Annotated in this window: 17 protein-coding genes and 1 pseudogene; 8 read left to right on the top strand and 10 right to left on the bottom strand. The window is 43.8% G+C overall.

The window, feature by feature from the left end; genetic code table 11:
• Nucleotides 1-112: 112 nt before the first annotated feature.
• The 3 genes from AB4513_RS05895 to AB4513_RS05885 form a co-directional block, all read right to left on the bottom strand.
• The gene (locus AB4513_RS05895) at nt 113-1,102 is read right to left on the bottom strand and encodes an efflux RND transporter periplasmic adaptor subunit (RefSeq protein WP_017096900.1); all 990 of its coding nucleotides are present in this window, start codon (nt 1,100-1,102) and stop codon (nt 113-115) included.
• A complete protein-coding gene (locus tag AB4513_RS05890) occupies nt 1,102-1,743 on the bottom strand; it encodes a hypothetical protein (RefSeq protein WP_017096899.1) in 642 nt (213 codons plus the stop codon). The genes AB4513_RS05895 and AB4513_RS05890 overlap by 1 nt, the downstream gene beginning before the upstream one ends.
• 633 nt (nt 1,744-2,376) lie before the next feature.
• Entirely contained in the window at nt 2,377-3,306 is a 930-nt protein-coding gene (locus AB4513_RS05885) for a hypothetical protein (RefSeq protein WP_017096898.1), read from the bottom strand.
• A gap of 330 nt (nt 3,307-3,636) precedes the next feature.
• Between AB4513_RS05885 and AB4513_RS05880 the strand changes: the two genes are divergently transcribed.
• From AB4513_RS05880 to AB4513_RS05865, 4 genes are all read left to right on the top strand, one after another.
• Nucleotides 3,637-4,572 (top strand): LysR family transcriptional regulator, encoded by a 936-nt coding sequence (locus tag AB4513_RS05880; protein ID WP_012604424.1) that lies wholly within the window; start codon nt 3,637-3,639, stop codon nt 4,570-4,572.
• 217 nt (nt 4,573-4,789) lie between these two features.
• Nucleotides 4,790-5,167, top strand: a complete 378-nt coding sequence (gloA, locus tag AB4513_RS05875; RefSeq protein WP_012604423.1) for a lactoylglutathione lyase — start codon at nt 4,790-4,792, stop codon at nt 5,165-5,167.
• 14 nt (nt 5,168-5,181) lie between these two features.
• Entirely contained in the window at nt 5,182-6,279 is a 1,098-nt protein-coding gene (locus tag AB4513_RS05870; RefSeq protein ID WP_102257822.1) for an alkene reductase, read from the top strand.
• Between the two features lie 110 nt (nt 6,280-6,389).
• A complete protein-coding gene (locus AB4513_RS05865; protein WP_102257823.1) occupies nt 6,390-7,250 on the top strand; it encodes a DMT family transporter in 861 nt (286 codons plus the stop codon).
• A gap of 94 nt (nt 7,251-7,344) precedes the next feature.
• On the opposite strand, the gene AB4513_RS05860 is transcribed toward AB4513_RS05865, so the two are convergent.
• The 6 genes and pseudogenes from AB4513_RS05860 to AB4513_RS05835 form a co-directional block, all read right to left on the bottom strand.
• Nucleotides 7,345-7,773, bottom strand: a complete 429-nt coding sequence (locus AB4513_RS05860) for a MarR family winged helix-turn-helix transcriptional regulator (RefSeq protein WP_017101603.1) — start codon at nt 7,771-7,773, stop codon at nt 7,345-7,347.
• Between the two features lie 17 nt (nt 7,774-7,790).
• Nucleotides 7,791-7,895 (bottom strand): annotated as a pseudogene (locus AB4513_RS05855) (hydrogenase); the annotation flags it as partial.
• A complete protein-coding gene (locus tag AB4513_RS05850; protein ID WP_012604419.1) occupies nt 7,896-8,390 on the bottom strand; it encodes a peptidylprolyl isomerase in 495 nt (164 codons plus the stop codon). It abuts the pseudogene before it with no gap.
• A 238-nt stretch (nt 8,391-8,628) separates the two neighbouring features.
• Nucleotides 8,629-9,228 carry a thiol:disulfide interchange protein DsbA/DsbL gene (locus AB4513_RS05845; protein WP_009847171.1) on the bottom strand — a complete coding sequence of 200 codons (600 nt, stop codon included), beginning with the start codon at nt 9,226-9,228 and terminating at the stop codon, nt 8,629-8,631.
• A 91-nt stretch (nt 9,229-9,319) separates the two neighbouring features.
• A complete protein-coding gene (locus tag AB4513_RS05840) occupies nt 9,320-9,679 on the bottom strand; it encodes a hypothetical protein (RefSeq protein WP_102257824.1) in 360 nt (119 codons plus the stop codon).
• Nucleotides 9,680-9,828: 149 nt separating this feature from the next.
• Nucleotides 9,829-10,437, bottom strand: a complete 609-nt coding sequence (locus tag AB4513_RS05835) for a TetR/AcrR family transcriptional regulator (RefSeq protein WP_009847169.1) — start codon at nt 10,435-10,437, stop codon at nt 9,829-9,831.
• A gap of 167 nt (nt 10,438-10,604) precedes the next feature.
• Here AB4513_RS05835 and AB4513_RS05830 point away from each other — a divergent pair, with 167 nt between their 5' ends.
• On the top strand, nt 10,605-11,591 hold the full coding sequence (locus AB4513_RS05830; protein ID WP_017096890.1) for a glycosyl transferase family protein: 987 nt from the start codon (nt 10,605-10,607) through the stop codon (nt 11,589-11,591).
• 238 nt (nt 11,592-11,829) lie between these two features.
• On the opposite strand, the gene AB4513_RS05825 is transcribed toward AB4513_RS05830, so the two are convergent.
• On the bottom strand, nt 11,830-12,060 hold the full coding sequence (locus tag AB4513_RS05825; RefSeq protein WP_009847167.1) for a hypothetical protein: 231 nt from the start codon (nt 12,058-12,060) through the stop codon (nt 11,830-11,832).
• Between the two features lie 286 nt (nt 12,061-12,346).
• On the opposite strand from AB4513_RS05825, the gene AB4513_RS05820 reads away from it, so the two are divergent.
• The 3 genes from AB4513_RS05820 to AB4513_RS05810 all read left to right on the top strand — a co-directional run bounded on the left by AB4513_RS05820 (nt 12,347) and on the right by AB4513_RS05810 (nt 16,944).
• Complete coding sequence (locus AB4513_RS05820) at nt 12,347-12,763, top strand: CBS domain-containing protein (RefSeq protein WP_009847166.1); 417 nt, start codon at nt 12,347-12,349, stop codon at nt 12,761-12,763.
• A gap of 188 nt (nt 12,764-12,951) precedes the next feature.
• Complete coding sequence (locus AB4513_RS05815) at nt 12,952-14,415, top strand: MATE family efflux transporter (protein WP_009847165.1); 1,464 nt, start codon at nt 12,952-12,954, stop codon at nt 14,413-14,415.
• 171 nt (nt 14,416-14,586) lie between these two features.
• The gene (locus tag AB4513_RS05810) at nt 14,587-16,944 is read left to right on the top strand and encodes a zinc/cadmium/mercury/lead-transporting ATPase (RefSeq protein WP_009847164.1); all 2,358 of its coding nucleotides are present in this window, start codon (nt 14,587-14,589) and stop codon (nt 16,942-16,944) included.
• Nucleotides 16,945-17,198 lie beyond the last annotated feature (254 nt).

The raw sequence follows: 17,198 nt of genomic DNA, 5'->3' as shown, positions 1-17,198 counted from the left end.
TTTATATCGAAGGTTAAATTAGGAAGATTGGTTTGTGATAGATACAAAAATGCCCTGAAAACCAGGGCATTTCTTAAAGAACTAAAAGTAATATTTTCGATTATCTAAGTGCTTACCAAGCTCCTAAGTAAGACTTATAAGATTGCAGGCGAACTGTTGCTGCACCGATAACATCAATAAAGCCCCAGAACGGATGCGGTTTCTCAGCAGAAATCCAAGCCGCACCAGCCGCACCGATTGGGATATCGAAACCTTCTGGTTCGATGATCTCAAGAACGATGGTACGGCCTAATCCGTTACTATTTCTTACAACGTGTTGACCAACACTCTGTGGGCCTTGAAATGGAGAAATAGCCGCTTCGCCAGTACCGGTTGTGAAGCTGTGTACTTTTGCTCTGAACACGTGACCTGGGTATGCATCAACGAAAAACTCTGCGAAATCGCCTTTTTGAACATATCCGTAAGTTTGATCAGAAACTCGCATTTCTAAAAATTTCTTGTTGGTGTTGTAAAGGTGCATGTTGCCCATGACTGAACCTTCGGCAATGTTGACAATCGCGACTTGTCCATCAAACTCAGCACGAATCGTCTTTTTCTCTTGCGCCCAGTTCACTTTTTGAAGATCGGCAACCAATGAATTAAGTTCAGCGTTCATTACACGTAGGTCAGAATCGTATTTCTCAACATCACGCGCATTAAAGATTTGCGGTGATGTTTCAGCACGCTCAAGATCTCGTGTCATCTGCTTGATCTGTTCTTCCTTCTTAACAATGGCAGATTCGATCTTTGCTTTGTCAGCTGCAGAGTTAATGTCGACGAGTGTGTAAAGTACATCGTTTTCTTTTACTCGTTGGTTGTGGTCAACATGGATTTCATCAATTTGTTGGCCAAATACAGGCGACATTACCGCGTGTGGTGCTTTTACTGTGGTTGAGTTCGTTAAATCAACCGGCGCCCACAAGCGAGAAATAACCGCCAATACCGCAAGAATCGTTACGCCGCCAATGGCAGCCCACGTGTAGTTTTTGAAGTTCTTCTTCAGTGCGCCTGTCGCAAACAGTGACCATACAATTAGGATGTATGGAATCATCATCTCTTTCATTATGCGACCTCTTTTTCTGTAGGGGATGGTTTTGTTGGAGTCTTTTCTTCTGAAGCCTGTTCTTTTGAAGGCTGAGCTTCTGAAGACGGTTCTACTGGAGACTGTTGTGTTTGAGACGGCTCTGTTGCCGATTTTTCAGGTGATACGTGGACTGCGGCTGCCTCTGAATTGGTCGCGTCTTGTTTAGGCTGCACACCACGGCGAATGACATCACTCAGTGATTGACCAATATGTTTCCAGTTCGCTAGCGCGATAACCAAGGCGATAACCCAGAATGTTTTGCTGATGAAGAGCCCGCAAAGTGACAGTGCAAACACGATCTGTACGTGAGCGCTTTTGTGTTCTTTTGCTTTATGCACACCCAGTTCATGCAACTGCCACATGCCGTAAACACCGGCTAATACCACAGCAATGGTCACCGAGAACAAGTAACCAGAGAAGTACTCCATCTGGAAGAAGTTCATCATCATTTCATTGGGATGATTGTTGAATTGAGACATGTCGATGTCTTTAGAATGGATAGTGCCTAACGGTGCAAGAGCCCATGCACCAGCAAACATTACCGCCATAAACAGGCAGAATTTAATCAAGACCATCACAACGGCCCAGATTTTCTGGAAAATGATTTTTATAAAGTTCATATCTCAACCTACATCAATAAGAAGAGAGAATTTGCAGCCTAGAAGTCACCTTTAATGACATCTTAAAAAGTAGATGTCTATTATGTGGGTAGATTAGTGCTCATAATAAACAAAAGTAATAGATGATATTTAAAGTGATATTGCACAGTCCAGACAACCGATTCTCGGTATCAAGAAGCGAATATGCTTCTCTACAAATCAATCTTTATTATTTGTCAGCAGACGTAAATGAAATGGCTATGAAGCGTTCGAATTAATATTCGCGCGGCTTTCTAGCGACTGTTTTTATTACGTGTATTACCTCGACAATCGAGGGGCTCTTCCATGACAATTGACATACCAAAGTAAAACATTTGTCAGTTTTCTATTTGGGCTGGTGATTGATTTGTTAGCAGGATAATAGGAAGAGTTTTGACCAGTATCTACCCAGAATTACGATTTGATAATATCGTAATTACGATTAGTAGTTATAACTCTAAATCGGTAAAGTGATTTATTTGAAAAGGCTCATATACAGATAGAAAACATTGTTCATTAACTTGGTTTGGATCATAGAAGTCGATGAAAAGTACTAAAAAGGCTGGCCTAAAATATTGAATAAATTAGACCAGCTCTAGGGAGGATTTTAATCGATTATTTGAACGGGTTTAATGTAACAGGAGCAATAAAGAATTTTAGGTTCCAATCTGGTGCATATGGCACATACTCAGCTGGATTGGTCGTATTAACATTTGCGTCTGGTTTCATTACGTAATATTGAAGTTCTACACCCCAACGAACAGGCATCGGTCCAATCTTAAACATATCGATATAGCCTAACCCGACAGGTACAGTAAATTGGTCGGAACCATCTTTTGTCCAATCAATTTGAATATTAGGCGTCATACCAATTAACGCGGTGTTGCTGACACGATAGTTTAAGAAGTACTGGATGTCCGCTTGATTGGTTGATTCAGTAACGCTGTCGCTACCGCCTACATCCCACCATTGCTGAGCTAAGAAACCAACGTTCCAGCTTTCAATACTTGCTGGGTTACCGGTTTCTTTACCAAGGCGAGCGACCATTGCCGCAGGGCCTACTTGCCATTTATCTTGGGTTAAACCATCAGTACCAGTTGGCATGATCACCGTTGGACCAACACCCCAAATCCAGCCGTCATCACGGTTAGGCGCTGCCATTGATAGAAAGACGGTGTCTCCCATGCCATTTGTACGACCTTCAAAGAAATCACCGTCTTCACGGTCACCTGGTGAACTGTAGTGGTTGGCTACCAGACGGTTCACCAAGTTCCATTCGCCATCCATGATAGGAACAGGCATTACTGGTTGAAAGCTGAAACGGTTTTGCATTTCATGGTGGCCATCTTCTTTCTCAAGAAAGGTGTAATCATTCTGAGTGATTAGCATCCATACGTCAGATACCGGGTTAGCCGATTTTTTTGCGGCTTCCTGAACTGAGAGTTGTTCCTTTTCAGCCAACGCAGAACCAGAGTAAGCGATAGCCGCACCGCTTAAGAGTAGGGAAATTATTTTAGTGTTTTTCATATTGATACCGAGGGTCATTATTTTGGTGCCATTGTAGTATTCACAAAAGGAATGTATACGTACCGAACGGAAACTCAGTGTCATGTAATTTGAGACAATGTTGTGATTTTAAAGCGCGCTGCATGAGGTGCGCCCCATTATTACAGGGTTTTCGGAGAGGGGATGGCTTTATTGTCTCAATATATGAAGGTTTATTGAGGATTGATGAGTGTGAGTAAAGTCTGGTTAATATGCTTTTTATTAGTAAAATAATCGATGCGTTATACCTTTAACAAATGTTTTTATTGACGATGTTTAATCGTTTTTACGATAGCATGGTATTTATGGTCGCCTAACGAGTAATAATATATGAGCAACGAAATCCCCAATTTCAACCTACTTGCTGTGTTTTCTGCGGTGATGGAGCAGGGCAGTTTGAGTAAAGCCGCGGATCAACTCAGCACTAATCAATCGACCATTAGTACCGCATTGGCACGACTGAAAAAAGAGATAGGCCAAGAGCTTTTTGTTCGTAAAGGACGAGGTGTTACGCCTACTTCTTATGCTCAAAGTTTGTATGAACAAATCAAAACGCCGATTCATGAATTGAATGATGTATTTCAGTCGATGGCTAATTTTGATGAACAATCCTCTGAACGTAAGTTTGTGATTTCTTCACCTGAGCACTTACAGTGGATTTTACTCAATAGTTTTGCTGCGCTTCCTAATCAAAACCTATCGCTAGAAGTCTTTGACCAACCAGACAGTGATGAGCGTATTTACGAAGACCTTTTGACTCAAGAGTTCGATGCAATGATCGATATTGTGGTACCTGAACACCCAAGCATCGTTAGTGAAACTCTATATGAAGGCGAGTTTGTGATCGTGTGTAGAGAGGATCACCCGAGAATCCAAGGTGAAATCAGCGAAGCGCAATTCATGAATGAAAAGCATGCCGTATTAGATAGAACACGGCGTAAAGTTCGCAGTTTAAATCACTACACATCATTGGATTTATCTAAGCGTAAAATCGTGTTTCACGGGCGCTCACTGTTCAGTAATATCTTGCTATGTAGCCAATCGGATTACATCACCGTAGTGCCTTTATCTATGGCTGTGCAGTTTCAAGAAAGGCTAGGTTTACAGTTGTTTAAGCCACCTTTTGAATATCAGCCTATATCCCACTATTTGATTTGGTTAAAGAAGCAGAATAATGACCCTGCTCATAAATGGTTCCGAGAACAAGTCATCAGTACATCAGATGCGATGTCGAAGACGCTTAAAGATAGGCGTTTACGGTTTTAATTGAGAGTCTAACTCGAAGGGAAGCAGTGGCTTCCCTTTTTTGTGTCATTGAGTTCGTGCTAGTCATAATATTCATAACAAAAAATTATCACATTGAGAATTTTTGATAATTTCCTTAATTCCTCGCTGAATCGTATTATTTCACTCAGAGATTAGTGGATAACCTCCACTCAAAATCATAACGGCGCCATGCTTGTGGTGCCAATAAGGGTGAAATATGAAATTCCTACACACAATGATCCGAGTTGCTGATTTAGACAAGTCTATCGAGTTCTACACCAAAGTATTAGGCATGAAAGAGCTTGAACGCCACGAAAACAACGACTACCGCTACACATTGGTTTTCGTTGGATACGAGCAAGGCGGCACGACTATCGAGCTAACGTACAACTGGGACACTAATGAGTACGAGATGGGCAGCGCGTTTGGTCATTTGGCATTGGGTGTGGAAGATATTTACGCCGCATGCGACAAGATCAAATCACTGGGTGGCAACGTCACTCGTGAAGCGGGGCCAGTAAAAGGTGGCTCAACGCACATCGCATTTATCACAGACCCAGATGGCTACCAAATCGAACTGATTCAACTAGGTTAATCGAGGATATAACAATGACAAACGCACTATTTCAACCAATTCAACTTGGTAATATCGAACTTAAAAACCGTATTGTTATGCCACCGATGACGCGTTCTCGCGCAACGCAACCTGGCAATTCAGCAAACGATATGATGGCGGCTTACTACGCTCAACGCGCTTCTGCAGGTTTGATTATCGCTGAAGGCACACAAATTTCACCTATGGGTCAAGGTTACGCTTGGACTCCGGGTATCTACTCTGATGAGCAGATTGCGGGTTGGAAAAAAGTCACCGATGCAGTACATGAAAAAGAGGGCGTTATCTTCGCTCAACTTTGGCATGTAGGCCGTGTAACACACCCAGACAACATTGGTGGTGAACAACCAATTTCGTCTTCTGCACTTAAAGCAGAAAACGTAAAAGTATTCATCGATAATGGCACTGATGAGCCGGGTTTTGTGGATGTGGTTGAACCTCGTGAGATGACGAAAGAAGACATCAAAAACGTGGTTGGTCAATACCGCCAAGCGGCTTTGAACGCGATTGAAGCGGGCTTTGATGGTATCGAACTTCACGCCGCGAATGGTTACTTGATTAACCAATTCATCGACTCTGAAGCAAACAACCGCACTGACGAATACGGTGGCTCAATTGAAAACCGTTTACGTTTCCTAGGTGAAGTGGTTGAAGCTATGGTCGCAGCGATTGGTGCTGACCGTGTAGGTGTTCGTCTTGCTCCGTTCACATCGTTGAATGGTACGGTTGACGCTACGCCAGTAGAGACTTATACAGCGGCGGCGGTGCTACTTAACCTATACAACATTGTTTATCTGCACGTGGCAGAAGTCGATTGGGACGACGCACCTGAAACGCCAATAGCGTTTAAAGCAGCGGTTCGTAAAGCTTACAATGGCGTGTTGATTTACGCAGGTAAATACGACAGCGAGCGCGGCGAAAAAGCGGTTGCTGAAGGCGTAACTGATATGGTTGGTTTCGGTCGTCCATTCGTCGCAAACCCAGATCTACCCGCTCGTATTCAAAATGGTTACCCATTAGCAGCGCACGATCCAAACACATTGTTTGGTGGTGCTGAAAAAGGTTTAACGGATTACCCAAAATACGCAGGCTAAAAATAGCTGCCTGAAGCAGAGTATTGAGATAATATCTCGATCCTGTTGAATGTTTATAAAAAGCAACCTTGCAGAGTCGGGTTGCTTTTTTTGTTATTGGACCAAGTAAGATGATGAAAGCGATGCGCGGAGAGCTTTATCTCCTATTTGCTACCTTGTTAGCTGGGATTGGATGGATTGCATCTAAGCTGGTGGTGTTAGAAATGCCTGGTCCAGTGTTCATTGGTGTGCGATTCTTCGTCGCGAGTTTGATTCTTTTGCCATTTTGTATTCATCACATTCGTAAGCTTCCGCTTAAGCAGGTACTTTCTCTTTGCGGCGTTGGCTTGTTGCTGTCTGCTTCATTGCAAGTCTGGGTGTATGCAGTATCGATGACGGAAAGTTTGTCGGAAGGAGCGTTTATCATGAGCTTAGCTATGATCATCGCGCCGTTTGTCTCTTGGATTATATTTCGAGTTAAGCCTAATCGTGCCTTCTGGATGTCATTTCCAATTGCGATTATCGGTATGTTGCTACTGACCCTAACTAACGGTTGGCACGTTGAGCAGAGTCAGCTCTATTTCCTATTAGCATCGATGTTGCTTTCGGTTCACTTTGTCATGAATAAGCGAGTGATTACTAATATCAAACCTATAGCTTCAATTTGCGTTCAGCTTTTTGTGGTGGGTGTTAGTGGGTTAGCGTTTGCTTCGATGACCACTCAACCAGAGTTTGAAATAACTCAAACCTTAATATTCTGGTTTATCGTCTCAGCGGTTGTCGCGACATCGATCCGTTACTTATTGCAAACTGTCGGTCAGCACTCCGTGAACATGGAAGTGGCGGCATTGATCATGATTCTTGAGCCGGTGTGGACATTGTTATTGAGTGTCAGCGTGTTGGGAGAAACGGTTGAGATGCAAAAGCTACTAGGCGGAGCGGTAATTATTGGTTCGTTATTTTGTTATATCAAATGGTCGAGACGAAAATAAAACACTCGGCGCAAGGCCGAGTGCTCGTTGGTTGTTAGCGCATGTTTATAGCTCATTAAGCATGTACTAGCAGTAAGCTCCGGTCACAGTAAGATCAGATTGCTGCGACCATCTTTTGAAGTAGCTTGATCATCTGCTGTTGTTCTTCAGCGTCCAACTCATTCATCAGTTCTTTGTTTAAACGAGTAGGGATTGGAATCAACTGTTCTTCGAGTGCTTTCCCTTTTTCCGTTAAGTAGATTCTGAAAGAACGACGACTGTTTGGATCGGCTCTGCGTTCAACCAGCTCAAGCTTTTCTAGCTTGTCTAGTGTGCGAGTCGTCGTTGAATTCTCGACTTTGGACTTTGCCGCGATATCACGCTGAGTAATACCTTCCTCTTCCCATAGGCACATCAAGGTTGGCCAGAGCGCAATGGTTAAGCCATGTTCTTTCAATTCTGTGTCGAAATCTTTGCTCGCTTTATTGGCGATCACGTTGATCATCCAACCAAAGCTATTTTGCCTATCAAATTCTTGTGACATCCGTCAGTACCTAATTCTTACGATGACATTACAACTATTGTCATCGTAACTAATACCGATGCAATTAGCACCAACATTGCTTCGTTATTTGATAAAAAAGCGAATTGACTGCTAATTTTGAATTAATCGCGAATCGTGACCTTGGTAATCACAATATCTTCGCAAGGTACATCTTCGTGTCCCCAGCGAGTAGTGGTTGGTGCAAGCGCAATCTTGTTGACCACGTCCATGCCTGCCGATACTTTGCCAAACACTGCGTAACCCCAACCTGCGTTGCTGGTCGCGGTATGGTCAAGGAAATCATTGTCGTCAAGGTTGATAAAGAACTGCGCCGTTGCTGAGTGTGGTGCGTCTGTACGAGCCATTGCCACTGAGCCAATCACGTTCTTTAGTCCACGATTTGCTTCATTGACGATAGGTGCGTGTGTTGGCTTCTCTGTCATGTCGATAGTGTGTCCACCACCTTGAATCATGAAACCCTCAATCACACGGTGAAATGTGGTGCCTTCATAGAAGCCTTCTTGGCAGTATTTAAGGAAGTTTTTTGAACTTACTGGCGCTTTCTCAAGGTTAAGTTCAATTTCGATGTCGCCAAAGTTAGTGGTCAGAATAATCATAAAGGTGCCCAATGTTCGAGTACTAATATTTTGAGTACTACAGAGTAGTGGATGACGTAATAGGGTGCAGTATATGAGAAATAACGACGGATGCCAGTGAACAGTGATTCTGACGTGTATTCAAGGGCGATCTGAATGATCTTCGAGCGTGCCATCGCGCGTTCACTTCATTCGTATAGACAAGAAAGCCAGCGAACAGGTCGCTGGCTTTGGAGGTTTTAAAGATTATTGCTTTTGATTAAAGCGTTAGAAGGTAATTCACCAGTTGGTTGTACTCTTCGTAGCTCTTGATTTGATCCGGTTTTACGATGTATTTGTTGTTAACTAATACGCCTGGAACGCCAGTTAATGTGCTCGCATCAAACTGCTTATCAAAACGCTTCTGCATTGAGTTAACTGCGAAACCGTTGTAGGCCGCATCAAACTTCTTCGCATCGATACCGTTATCAATGAAGATCTGGCGCAGTTCCGCTTCGTTTCTTGGAGTCTGTTGCTTCTCGTGAATTTTGGCGAACATTGCTGGAACCATATTGTCTTCAGCGTCGAGTGCAATCATGGTCGCGTAAGCTTTTGCCATAGGCACAGCCATGTCGTTGCCCATAAACGCTACGTGCACTTTTTGAAAGCTTGCTGATTCTGGTAGATCTTGTTTAAGGAACTCAATGACGCCTTCAAATTTGTAGCAATGAGGGCAGTAAAACGAGAAGAATTCGGTAACGACTGGCTTATCTGCTTTCGCTACGTCGAGGATCTTGTAGTGAGTACCTTCTTCAAACTGAGCGGCATTAATTGAGGCGCTCATGATCAGAGCTGCGAATAGGCTAAATAGCTTTTTCATGTGTTATTTCCTAAATTTGGATGTCATTGTTTACAGCGATAGAGCTGTATTAGTAATACGTTGGCAAGCGTTGCCAAACAGGGACAAACAATTAAGAAATAGGAGGGCGATAAGGAGCTTGTGGCGACATGATTGCCTTGTGTGAAGGCTCTTTCTCGATCAAAGCCAATGAACCAATTTGGGTATCAAAAGACTCTGACACAATCAACGGTGGCATTTTAAGCAAGCATACAGAGCCACAGCAGTGGTGTTCTACATTGGGTTGCGCGCTGGAATATGGGAATGAGTCACTGGTGTCGAATGAGGAATCGGTGTTCAGCGATAAGGTTGATTGATTTTGAGTTACCTGCATAGCATTGGCGTTCGCGATACTGTCCACACTGACGGTGGCCACTAACATAGCGAATAGCATAAAAGCATGTACCCAAATTTTGCTTATCAACTTTGGCATGGAATATTGGTCTTTGTGTCCGAATTAAGGTTGGTATGAATCACATTCTGCAACCGCTAAACAGGAAAGCGTAGAACGAGCGCATGATACATCACTCGTTTGTGCATCTCTAATTAAACCCAACAAAACTTAGCAGAGCTCAACTTTTATTACGCTTGGTACTGTTTAAGGAACATCTCGACGCTGGAATTAATGATTATTTGCTTGTGCTGCTTATCAGGAGAGGGCGCATGACCAATGATCTGTGGCCAAAATGCAAAAGATTTCAGCAGGGCGATAAACTGAGTGGATGCAAACAATGGGTCGAGTTCAACCAAACGCCCATCAGCCAATGCCGCTTTGATCCAAGTCGTCAGGCCGCTTTCTGCTTGAGAATATTTTTCCATCGCTTGATGCGCGAGTTCTGCGTTATGAAAATATTCAGAGAACAGTACGCGAGATAAGTCGATGAAACCTTCAGACTCGAGAAGCTCAAGTTCTTGGTTGGCTATAGAGGTAAGTTGTTCATCTAGCGGTTGTTCGGCTTGATAGGGGAACTGAGTCGCTGCGAGTGTTTTGCTCCAAATGCTGTCTAAAATCTCATCCAGTAGCAGTTCTTTACTCGCAAAGTGATTGTAAACCGTGCGCTTTGATACTTCCGCGCGGCTCGATATTTTATCCATGCTGGTGGCTTTATAGCCATGCTCGGTAAACTCTGCGATGGCAGCGGCCACGATAGATTCGCGTTTTCTTTGGCTTAGTGTTTTTTTTACCGTCATCTGGATATTACTCAATATGTCGCGGTTAGCATTGCATACTCTAATTTTACACCAGTAAGTTTACTTTTAGAATACCAATCAGTGTATTGGTAATTAGCACGCTAGCACCTGAATCGCTTTGCAATGAACTGCGGGTGTCATAGAATCGAAAACGTATTCGAATTTTATTGATATCAACGGAAGAGAATAAACAATCAATGAGTAGTATTTTAGAGTGTATTCGTACAGTTGGACGAGGGGAAAGAGGTCGTAAGCCTTTGTCGTTCGAACAAGCCTACCGCATCATGGATGAGTATTTAAGCGGAGAGGTCGGTGACGACCAAATGGCTATGCTACTGATGTTGATTCGTGTGCAGAATGAAACCAATGAAGAAATCGCAGGCTTTGTAAAAGCGTTTCAATCTCGAGTGCCAGACTTAGGTGCTGATATCGATTGGCCGTGTTATGCAGGTAAGCGTAACGATAACGCCAGTGGAAAGCCTTGGAACCTGTTGGCAGCAAAAATTCTAGCTGACAACGGCTATAAAGTATTGATGCATGGCTACATGGACAAACCCAGTGGTCGTACGCATGCCGAAACGCATTTAGAATGTGTCGGCGTTCGCAGCGCGCAAGATCCGCAAGACGCAAAGCAGATTCTAGAAGCCGATGGTATTGCTTACTTGCCTTTGGCGAACTTCGCCCCACAAGCTCAAACTATGATTGGTTGGAAACATCGTTATGGACTGAGAACTCCGATTAATACCGTTGTTCGTGCATTGAACCCTGGTGGTGGACGTTTAGGCTTGCGTGGCAGCTTTCACCCTGGATTCCCACAGCTTCATGCAGAAGTTGAGCATGTGATTGGCAATAAATCCCACTCGGTGATTTCATTTAAAGGCATGAATGGCGAATCAGAATACAACCCCAAGGTAAGCCAAACTGTCTGGATGAGTTCTCCTGAAAAGGTGGAATCTTTCTACTGGGAAGGCACGATGAATGCTGAGCTGCCTCTACCTTCTGAATGTGTACTGGGTACACCGGAAGATGAGATGGAGCTGATGGCGAATAGTGTTGTGGATAGTATGACGGCAATTTTATTCGCAGAAACGCACGATAAGGCTGAAGCTTACTCAAAGGCAGCGCGTTTGTGGGAAGCCTATTGCACTCGTTAGTAGCTACTAGCCAGTCGTTAAGAGCTAGCAAATAACGTATAGCGATTGAAATCGTGAATGAGAAGGTCAGCGAATGCTGGCCTTTTTCGTATATTTACCGTGGTAGGTATTCGCTGTTGAATTAAGTAGGCAATCATTGTCAAGGTGATTGCCTACTCATAACATGTTATTCAACGGTGTTCTGTGCTGTTGACCATGCAGCTTAAGCTTGCCGAACAAGAAATGCGTTATGACTGCGCTATTTTAGGAATAGGTCGAAGTCGATCTCTTGTTCTCTTCCGTATTTAACCAGTTTCACTTTCAAGTTGTGTTCTGCTGCAAGATCAATAGCTAAGTTAGACATGCGCTTTATCTCATTAAAACAGCTTGAGATTAGGGGCTTTTCTTGGTTGTCGACAGTAGCGATAAGTGTGTTCTCTGTACCTTCGTTGTCTGCATAAACATACGCGTACATGTTGTTGTGTTGCATAAATTACCTAAGCTGAGCTTTTTATTATTAGTGTGATGAAGGTTACAGTATTTATGTATTCAGGCTAGCTTATGGGAGGAATCAAAGGTAAGAGTTTGTAAGCGGTGTTTAAATTTTTGCTTCATAGGCATGCGTGCAAGCCTTTTGTTACCTCGTTTTTTGCTTTGGTAGGTTTTGCCTATCAATAAAATTGTTGAAATCCATTTAGTAAAATCAAGATTTTAGACAACAATTAAGGTAACACGATAGAAAAATCGATAACAAAACGTATTTTAGGGAGAACGCAATGCATTCTATTAAAGTGAAAGATTACATGACGCCGCAGGTTGTGACATTCACTCCTGACATGCCGTTAAGTCTCGCGTTAGACAGAGTAATGCGCAGCCATCATATGGGTGGTCCAGTCATTGATGATAATGAACAAGTGATTGGTTTCCTTTCTGAACAAGATTTACTCGAGAAGTTAGTGAAGGTGAGCTATTTCTGCCAAGACACGCATATTGTAGGTGATTGTATGTACCAAGAAGTTCTCTCGGTATCACCTGAGTTATCCATTATTGAATTGGCAGATATGATGCAAGTTGGAAAACCCAAAGCTTATCCGGTACTCGATAACAAAAAGCTAGTGGGTATGATTACTCGAACCGATGTTTTGAGAGCAATCGGCAAGAACTTAGATGAATGCTTTAAACATCAGGTATAGTTTTAAACATCATGTATAGTGGTGTGTTAAGAACGATTATTTTTCTCAATACCCTCAATTGAAAAGGCGCACTAGCGCCTTTTTTCTTTGTAGAGCTTTTCTTGGTGGATCTTTTTTGTAGATCCCTAGTTTGTGGCTGACTAGCTTATAGAGCTTTATTTTGTGGTGTTCCAACTTTTGGAGGTTTCATGTCAAATCAAACTGCGAAGTTTGTAGAAGGTTCAACGATGCGCCACATATTGGTGATGTCGGGGGCTGGCTCTGTTGGTTTGATGGCGTTATTCGTGGTCGATTTACTCGATATGTTGTTCATCAGTATGTTGGGACAAGTCGAATTGGCCGCGGCTGTTGGTTTTGCAGGCACACTGACATTTTTCTCTACCTCCGTTTCGATCGGTACTTCTATTGCTATGGGTGCGTTGGTTTCCAAAGCTATTGGTTCAAAGAATCAAGAACACGCTCGAAACCTCGCTACTAGTATTATGCTGACTGCTTTTGTCATCAGTTTGACGATTACTGCGGTGATGTTCGCCTATATCCCAGAGCTACTTGCTGCGATTGGTGCAAAGGGGGTTGCCGCAGAGCGGGCGCAAGCTTACCTGCAAATCTTATTGCCAAGCGGGCCATTTCTAGCGCTAGCGATGGCTGCGGGTGCAGGCTTGAGAGCTGCAGGTGATGCCAAACGTTCGATGTGGGCGACCTTGTCGGGCGGTATTGTTAACGCGATTCTCGACCCTTTGTTTATTTTTGGTTTTGGTTGGAACATCGAAGGGGCGGCTATCGCTTCTGTCTTTGCTCGTTTTTCGGTGCTCTTTTTCTCGCTTTACCCTTTGATTCGCAGTCACCAACTGGTGGCTCCCCCTTCTCTTGTACAATGGCGCATTAATATTCGACCAATATTGGCTATTGCGCTGCCTGCTATTATCACCAATACCGCAACGCCTATCGGTAATGCGATTGTAACGACGGGGATTGCACAATACGGAGAGGATTTTGTCGCGGGCTTTGCTGTGATAGGTCGTCTGACGCCGGTTTGTTTTGCGGTTATCTTTGCTTTGTCTGGCGCTGTGGGCCCTATCATTGGGCAAAACTTTGGTGCAGAACGAATGGATAGAGTAAAAGAAACACTCAACAACTCATTGTTGGTTACTACGGCGTACACCATCGCCGTTTGTATTCTCTTATACTTTGTCCAAGACTATGTGATCCAAGGCTTTAGTCTACAAGGTGATGCAGCAATTATTGTTGCCGCATTCTGTACCTATGTAGCGTTGACCTTCACCTTCAACGGCGCACTGTTTGTTGCCAACACGTCTTTTAATAACTTAGGTAAACCGCTTTACTCGACAGCACTGAATCTGGGTAAAGCCACTCTCGGTACATTGCCGTTCGTTTACTTAGGCTCGCAATGGTATGGCGCATTGGGTGTGCTGTATGGGCAAGCCTTGGGCAATGTTTTGTTCGGAATACTCGGTACCCTAGTGCTTCGCTATCATATTGCCGAGCTTATGCAAGGTTCCCAAGTTGATCCTGTAGAAGACGATGTGTCGATAGTCAGCTTGAATACACAACCATTCTGTTCACATGATGCAGTTCTTATTGATGATGTATCGGCGAACAGAGAAGAGTGTAAAGAGCTCAAGTCGCAATAACAGCGACACTCCAATATAGATTAGTTGGTTTGTAAATTTCTTCTTGGTTTTGGACAATTTGTTCTTGACCTTGGAGTAGTCTCCAAGGTTTATACTTTTGTTGTACTTAAGGTTCTGTTGCTCATGAGTGAGCAATAACCTCAAGGCTTTTGAGTATTAAGGAGATACATTATGTGCGCAAAACACGCAGCGTGCCGCTCAACAAAAGTGGACGTTCAACCACAAGCGACTGGAGCAAGTTGCTCTAGCCCTAAAATTTCAAGCATTACCGCAGCAGGTACTTCATCTTCATGTTGCAGCTCTTCTGCTACTGCGTCTTCATCGTCAGGAGATGATTGTTGTGGTTCAGACAGTGGAGAAGAAGACAGTCAGTCCTCTACTCAAACTTTAAATGCCCAATTTTCTAAAAGTTGGTTGGTCTCAGGAATGGACTGCCCAGCTTGTGCTAAAAAAATAGAGAAAGCTGTTAGTAACATTGAAGGTGTTATTCAAGCCAAAGTTCTCTTTGCCACCGAAAAGCTAGTTGTGAAATTCGACAATGAAAGTCTTGCCGACACCATTGAACAGGTCTCTATCAAAACGGGCTTCCCTCTTTCGGAAGTTGGTTCTAAAAAAGAAAAACAGCACCCCGAGACTTTTTGGCAAGCTCATATCCAACCTAATTTACAAATTATAGCGATTGCAGCCGCAATGCTCTTCGCAGCACTGTTGAAAAGTACTTCTCCTCAACTAAGTGAAGGTTTGTTTACCGTAACCTGTTTGCTTGGTTTGTATCCAGTGGCCAAGAAAGCAGTTCAATTGGCACGTTCAGGTACGCCGTTTGCAATCGAAACCTTAATGAGTGTTGCCGCGCTCGGTGCTTTATACCTTGGCGAAACAGCTGAAGCTGCGATGGTTCTGTTACTGTTTTTGATTGGTGAGCGTCTAGAGGCATTTGCTTCATCAAGAGCAAGAAGTGGTGTTCAAGCCTTAATGGCATTGGTGCCAGAAAATGCCACCAAGATTATCAACGGCGAACGTGTTGACGTTGCAGTAAGTGAACTTGCTCCTGGTGACGTGATTGAAGTGGCGGCGGGTTCTCGTTTACCTGCTGATGGTCAACTTATTACCGACGCTGCGAGCTTTGATGAAAGTGCGCTAACGGGTGAGTCTGTTCCTGTCGAACATATCGAAGGCAACAGCATTATGGCTGGTGCTGTGGTGGTCGATAAAGTCGTTCGTATCACCATCACGTCAAAACAGGGTGAGAACGCGATTGACCGTATTCTTCACTTGATTGAAGAAGCAGAATCTCGTAAAGCACCGCTTGAACGTTTCCTCGATAAGTTTAGCCGCTGGTACACACCACTAATGATGTTGGTGGCTCTGTTGGTCATCATCACCCCACCATTGCTGTTCGCGCAGCCTTGGGAAACCTGGGTTTACCGAGGTCTAGCTCTATTGTTGATTGCTTGTCCGTGTGCGTTGGTTATCTCGACACCTGCTGCAATTACTTCTGGTTTAGCAGCCGCAGCGAAACGTGGCGCATTAATTAAAGGCGGCGCGGCACTCGAGCAGTTAGGGAAAATTCAAACGATTGCCTTTGATAAGACAGGTACGCTGACTGAAGGTAAGCCTCAGGTTACGGATATTCAACCTCTATCAGGTTGGAAACAAGACGTGATGCTTCGTGTAGTTGGGGCGATTGAAGTTGGTTCGACTCATCCTTTGGCGCAATCGCTTGTCGCTAAAGTTAAAGAGCTGAATGTTGAGATCCCTGAGTCACACAACAAGAAAGCGCTCATTGGTAGCGGTGTTGAAGGCGATGTCGATGGTGTTAAGTATCAGGTTTTATCACCGTCTAAAGTCACGTTCGCTCTTGGACCCGATGTGGTTTCTCAGGTAGAAGCATTAGAAGGCGAGGGCAAGACGGTTGTGGTTGCTCTTGAGCTTAAAGATCTAGAAGAGTCAACAGAACAAGCTACGACTGTGATTGGTTTGATTGCTTGGCAAGATACGTTACGTAGTGACGCTAAGCTTGCGATTGAACGACTTAATGACTTGGGTATTCAATCAATCATGCTCACAGGGGATAACCCACGAAGCGCAGCAGCGATCAGCAGCAAAATTGGTATGCAATATAAAGCGAGCCTGCTTCCAAGTGACAAGGTGTCTTATGTTGAAGAGTTATCTCAACAGTCACATGTTGCTATGGTCGGTGATGGCATCAACGATGCGCCAGCAATGAAAACGGCGAATGTCGGTATTGCTATGGGTGGTGGTACTGATGTTGCGCTTGAAACGGCAGATTCAGCACTGACTCACAACCGTTTAACTGAGCTGCCCGCGATGATTGAATTGTCGCAAGCGACTATGAATAACATTCGTCAAAACGTAGCACTAGCGCTCGGTTTGAAAGGTGTGTTCTTGGTGACCAGTTTGCTTGGTATTACCGGGCTTTGGGTTGCCGTTCTTGCAGATAGTGGCGCGACAGCTCTGGTGACACTCAACGCACTGCGCCTGCTTCGATTCAAGTCTAAAGCGGATTAAGTTCAGCTCTCAGACATAGACACTCTTAATTTTAAAAGCGTCTTATATAAGAAGCATCTCGCATAAAAGCGCCTTTAGCGGTCATACGTTAAAGGCGTTTTTTGTCTCATTAGTATGCAACGCAGCCGTTCGGATTGCTTATTTTTGTGATGCCAATCGGTTTTTCGTGAAACCTGAAATATTGTTGCGATCATTGGTGTGATGTTCGTCACTTCATTTCATTATGAGCTTGGTTAGAGTGTGTTCGTACCCCA

It is taken from the genome of Vibrio sp. 10N.222.54.E6, assembly GCF_041473955.1.
In the GTDB taxonomy this organism is placed as follows: domain Bacteria; phylum Pseudomonadota; class Gammaproteobacteria; order Enterobacterales; family Vibrionaceae; genus Vibrio; species Vibrio tasmaniensis_A.
Note: the sequence above shows the minus strand (reverse complement) of the source record. Positions and strands in the feature narration are given on the sequence as shown.

Bases quoted from the DNA above. Each gene is read 5' to 3' on its own strand.
- AB4513_RS05890 (WP_017096899.1), bottom strand. From the start codon at position 1,743: ATGAACTTTATAAAAATCATTTTCCAGAAAATCTGGGCCGTTGTGATG.
- AB4513_RS05840 (WP_102257824.1), bottom strand. From the start codon at position 9,679: ATGCCAAAGTTGATAAGCAAAATTTGGGTACATGCTTTTATGCTATTC.
- AB4513_RS05880 (WP_012604424.1), top strand. From the start codon at position 3,637: ATGAGCAACGAAATCCCCAATTTCAACCTACTTGCTGTGTTTTCTGCG.
- AB4513_RS05865 (WP_102257823.1), top strand. From the start codon at position 6,390: ATGATGAAAGCGATGCGCGGAGAGCTTTATCTCCTATTTGCTACCTTG.
- AB4513_RS05860 (WP_017101603.1), bottom strand. From the start codon at position 7,773: ATGTCACAAGAATTTGATAGGCAAAATAGCTTTGGTTGGATGATCAAC.
- AB4513_RS05850 (WP_012604419.1), bottom strand. From the start codon at position 8,390: ATGATTATTCTGACCACTAACTTTGGCGACATCGAAATTGAACTTAAC.
- gloA (WP_012604423.1), top strand. From the start codon at position 4,790: ATGAAATTCCTACACACAATGATCCGAGTTGCTGATTTAGACAAGTCT.
- AB4513_RS05825 (WP_009847167.1), bottom strand. From the start codon at position 12,060: ATGCAACACAACAACATGTACGCGTATGTTTATGCAGACAACGAAGGT.
- AB4513_RS05810 (WP_009847164.1), top strand. From the start codon at position 14,587: ATGTGCGCAAAACACGCAGCGTGCCGCTCAACAAAAGTGGACGTTCAA.
- AB4513_RS05845 (WP_009847171.1), bottom strand. From the start codon at position 9,228: ATGAAAAAGCTATTTAGCCTATTCGCAGCTCTGATCATGAGCGCCTCA.
- AB4513_RS05870 (WP_102257822.1), top strand. From the start codon at position 5,182: ATGACAAACGCACTATTTCAACCAATTCAACTTGGTAATATCGAACTT.
- AB4513_RS05815 (WP_009847165.1), top strand. From the start codon at position 12,952: ATGTCAAATCAAACTGCGAAGTTTGTAGAAGGTTCAACGATGCGCCAC.
- AB4513_RS05885 (WP_017096898.1), bottom strand. From the start codon at position 3,306: ATGACCCTCGGTATCAATATGAAAAACACTAAAATAATTTCCCTACTC.
- AB4513_RS05835 (WP_009847169.1), bottom strand. From the start codon at position 10,437: ATGACGGTAAAAAAAACACTAAGCCAAAGAAAACGCGAATCTATCGTG.
- AB4513_RS05820 (WP_009847166.1), top strand. From the start codon at position 12,347: ATGCATTCTATTAAAGTGAAAGATTACATGACGCCGCAGGTTGTGACA.
- AB4513_RS05895 (WP_017096900.1), bottom strand. From the start codon at position 1,102: ATGAAAGAGATGATGATTCCATACATCCTAATTGTATGGTCACTGTTT.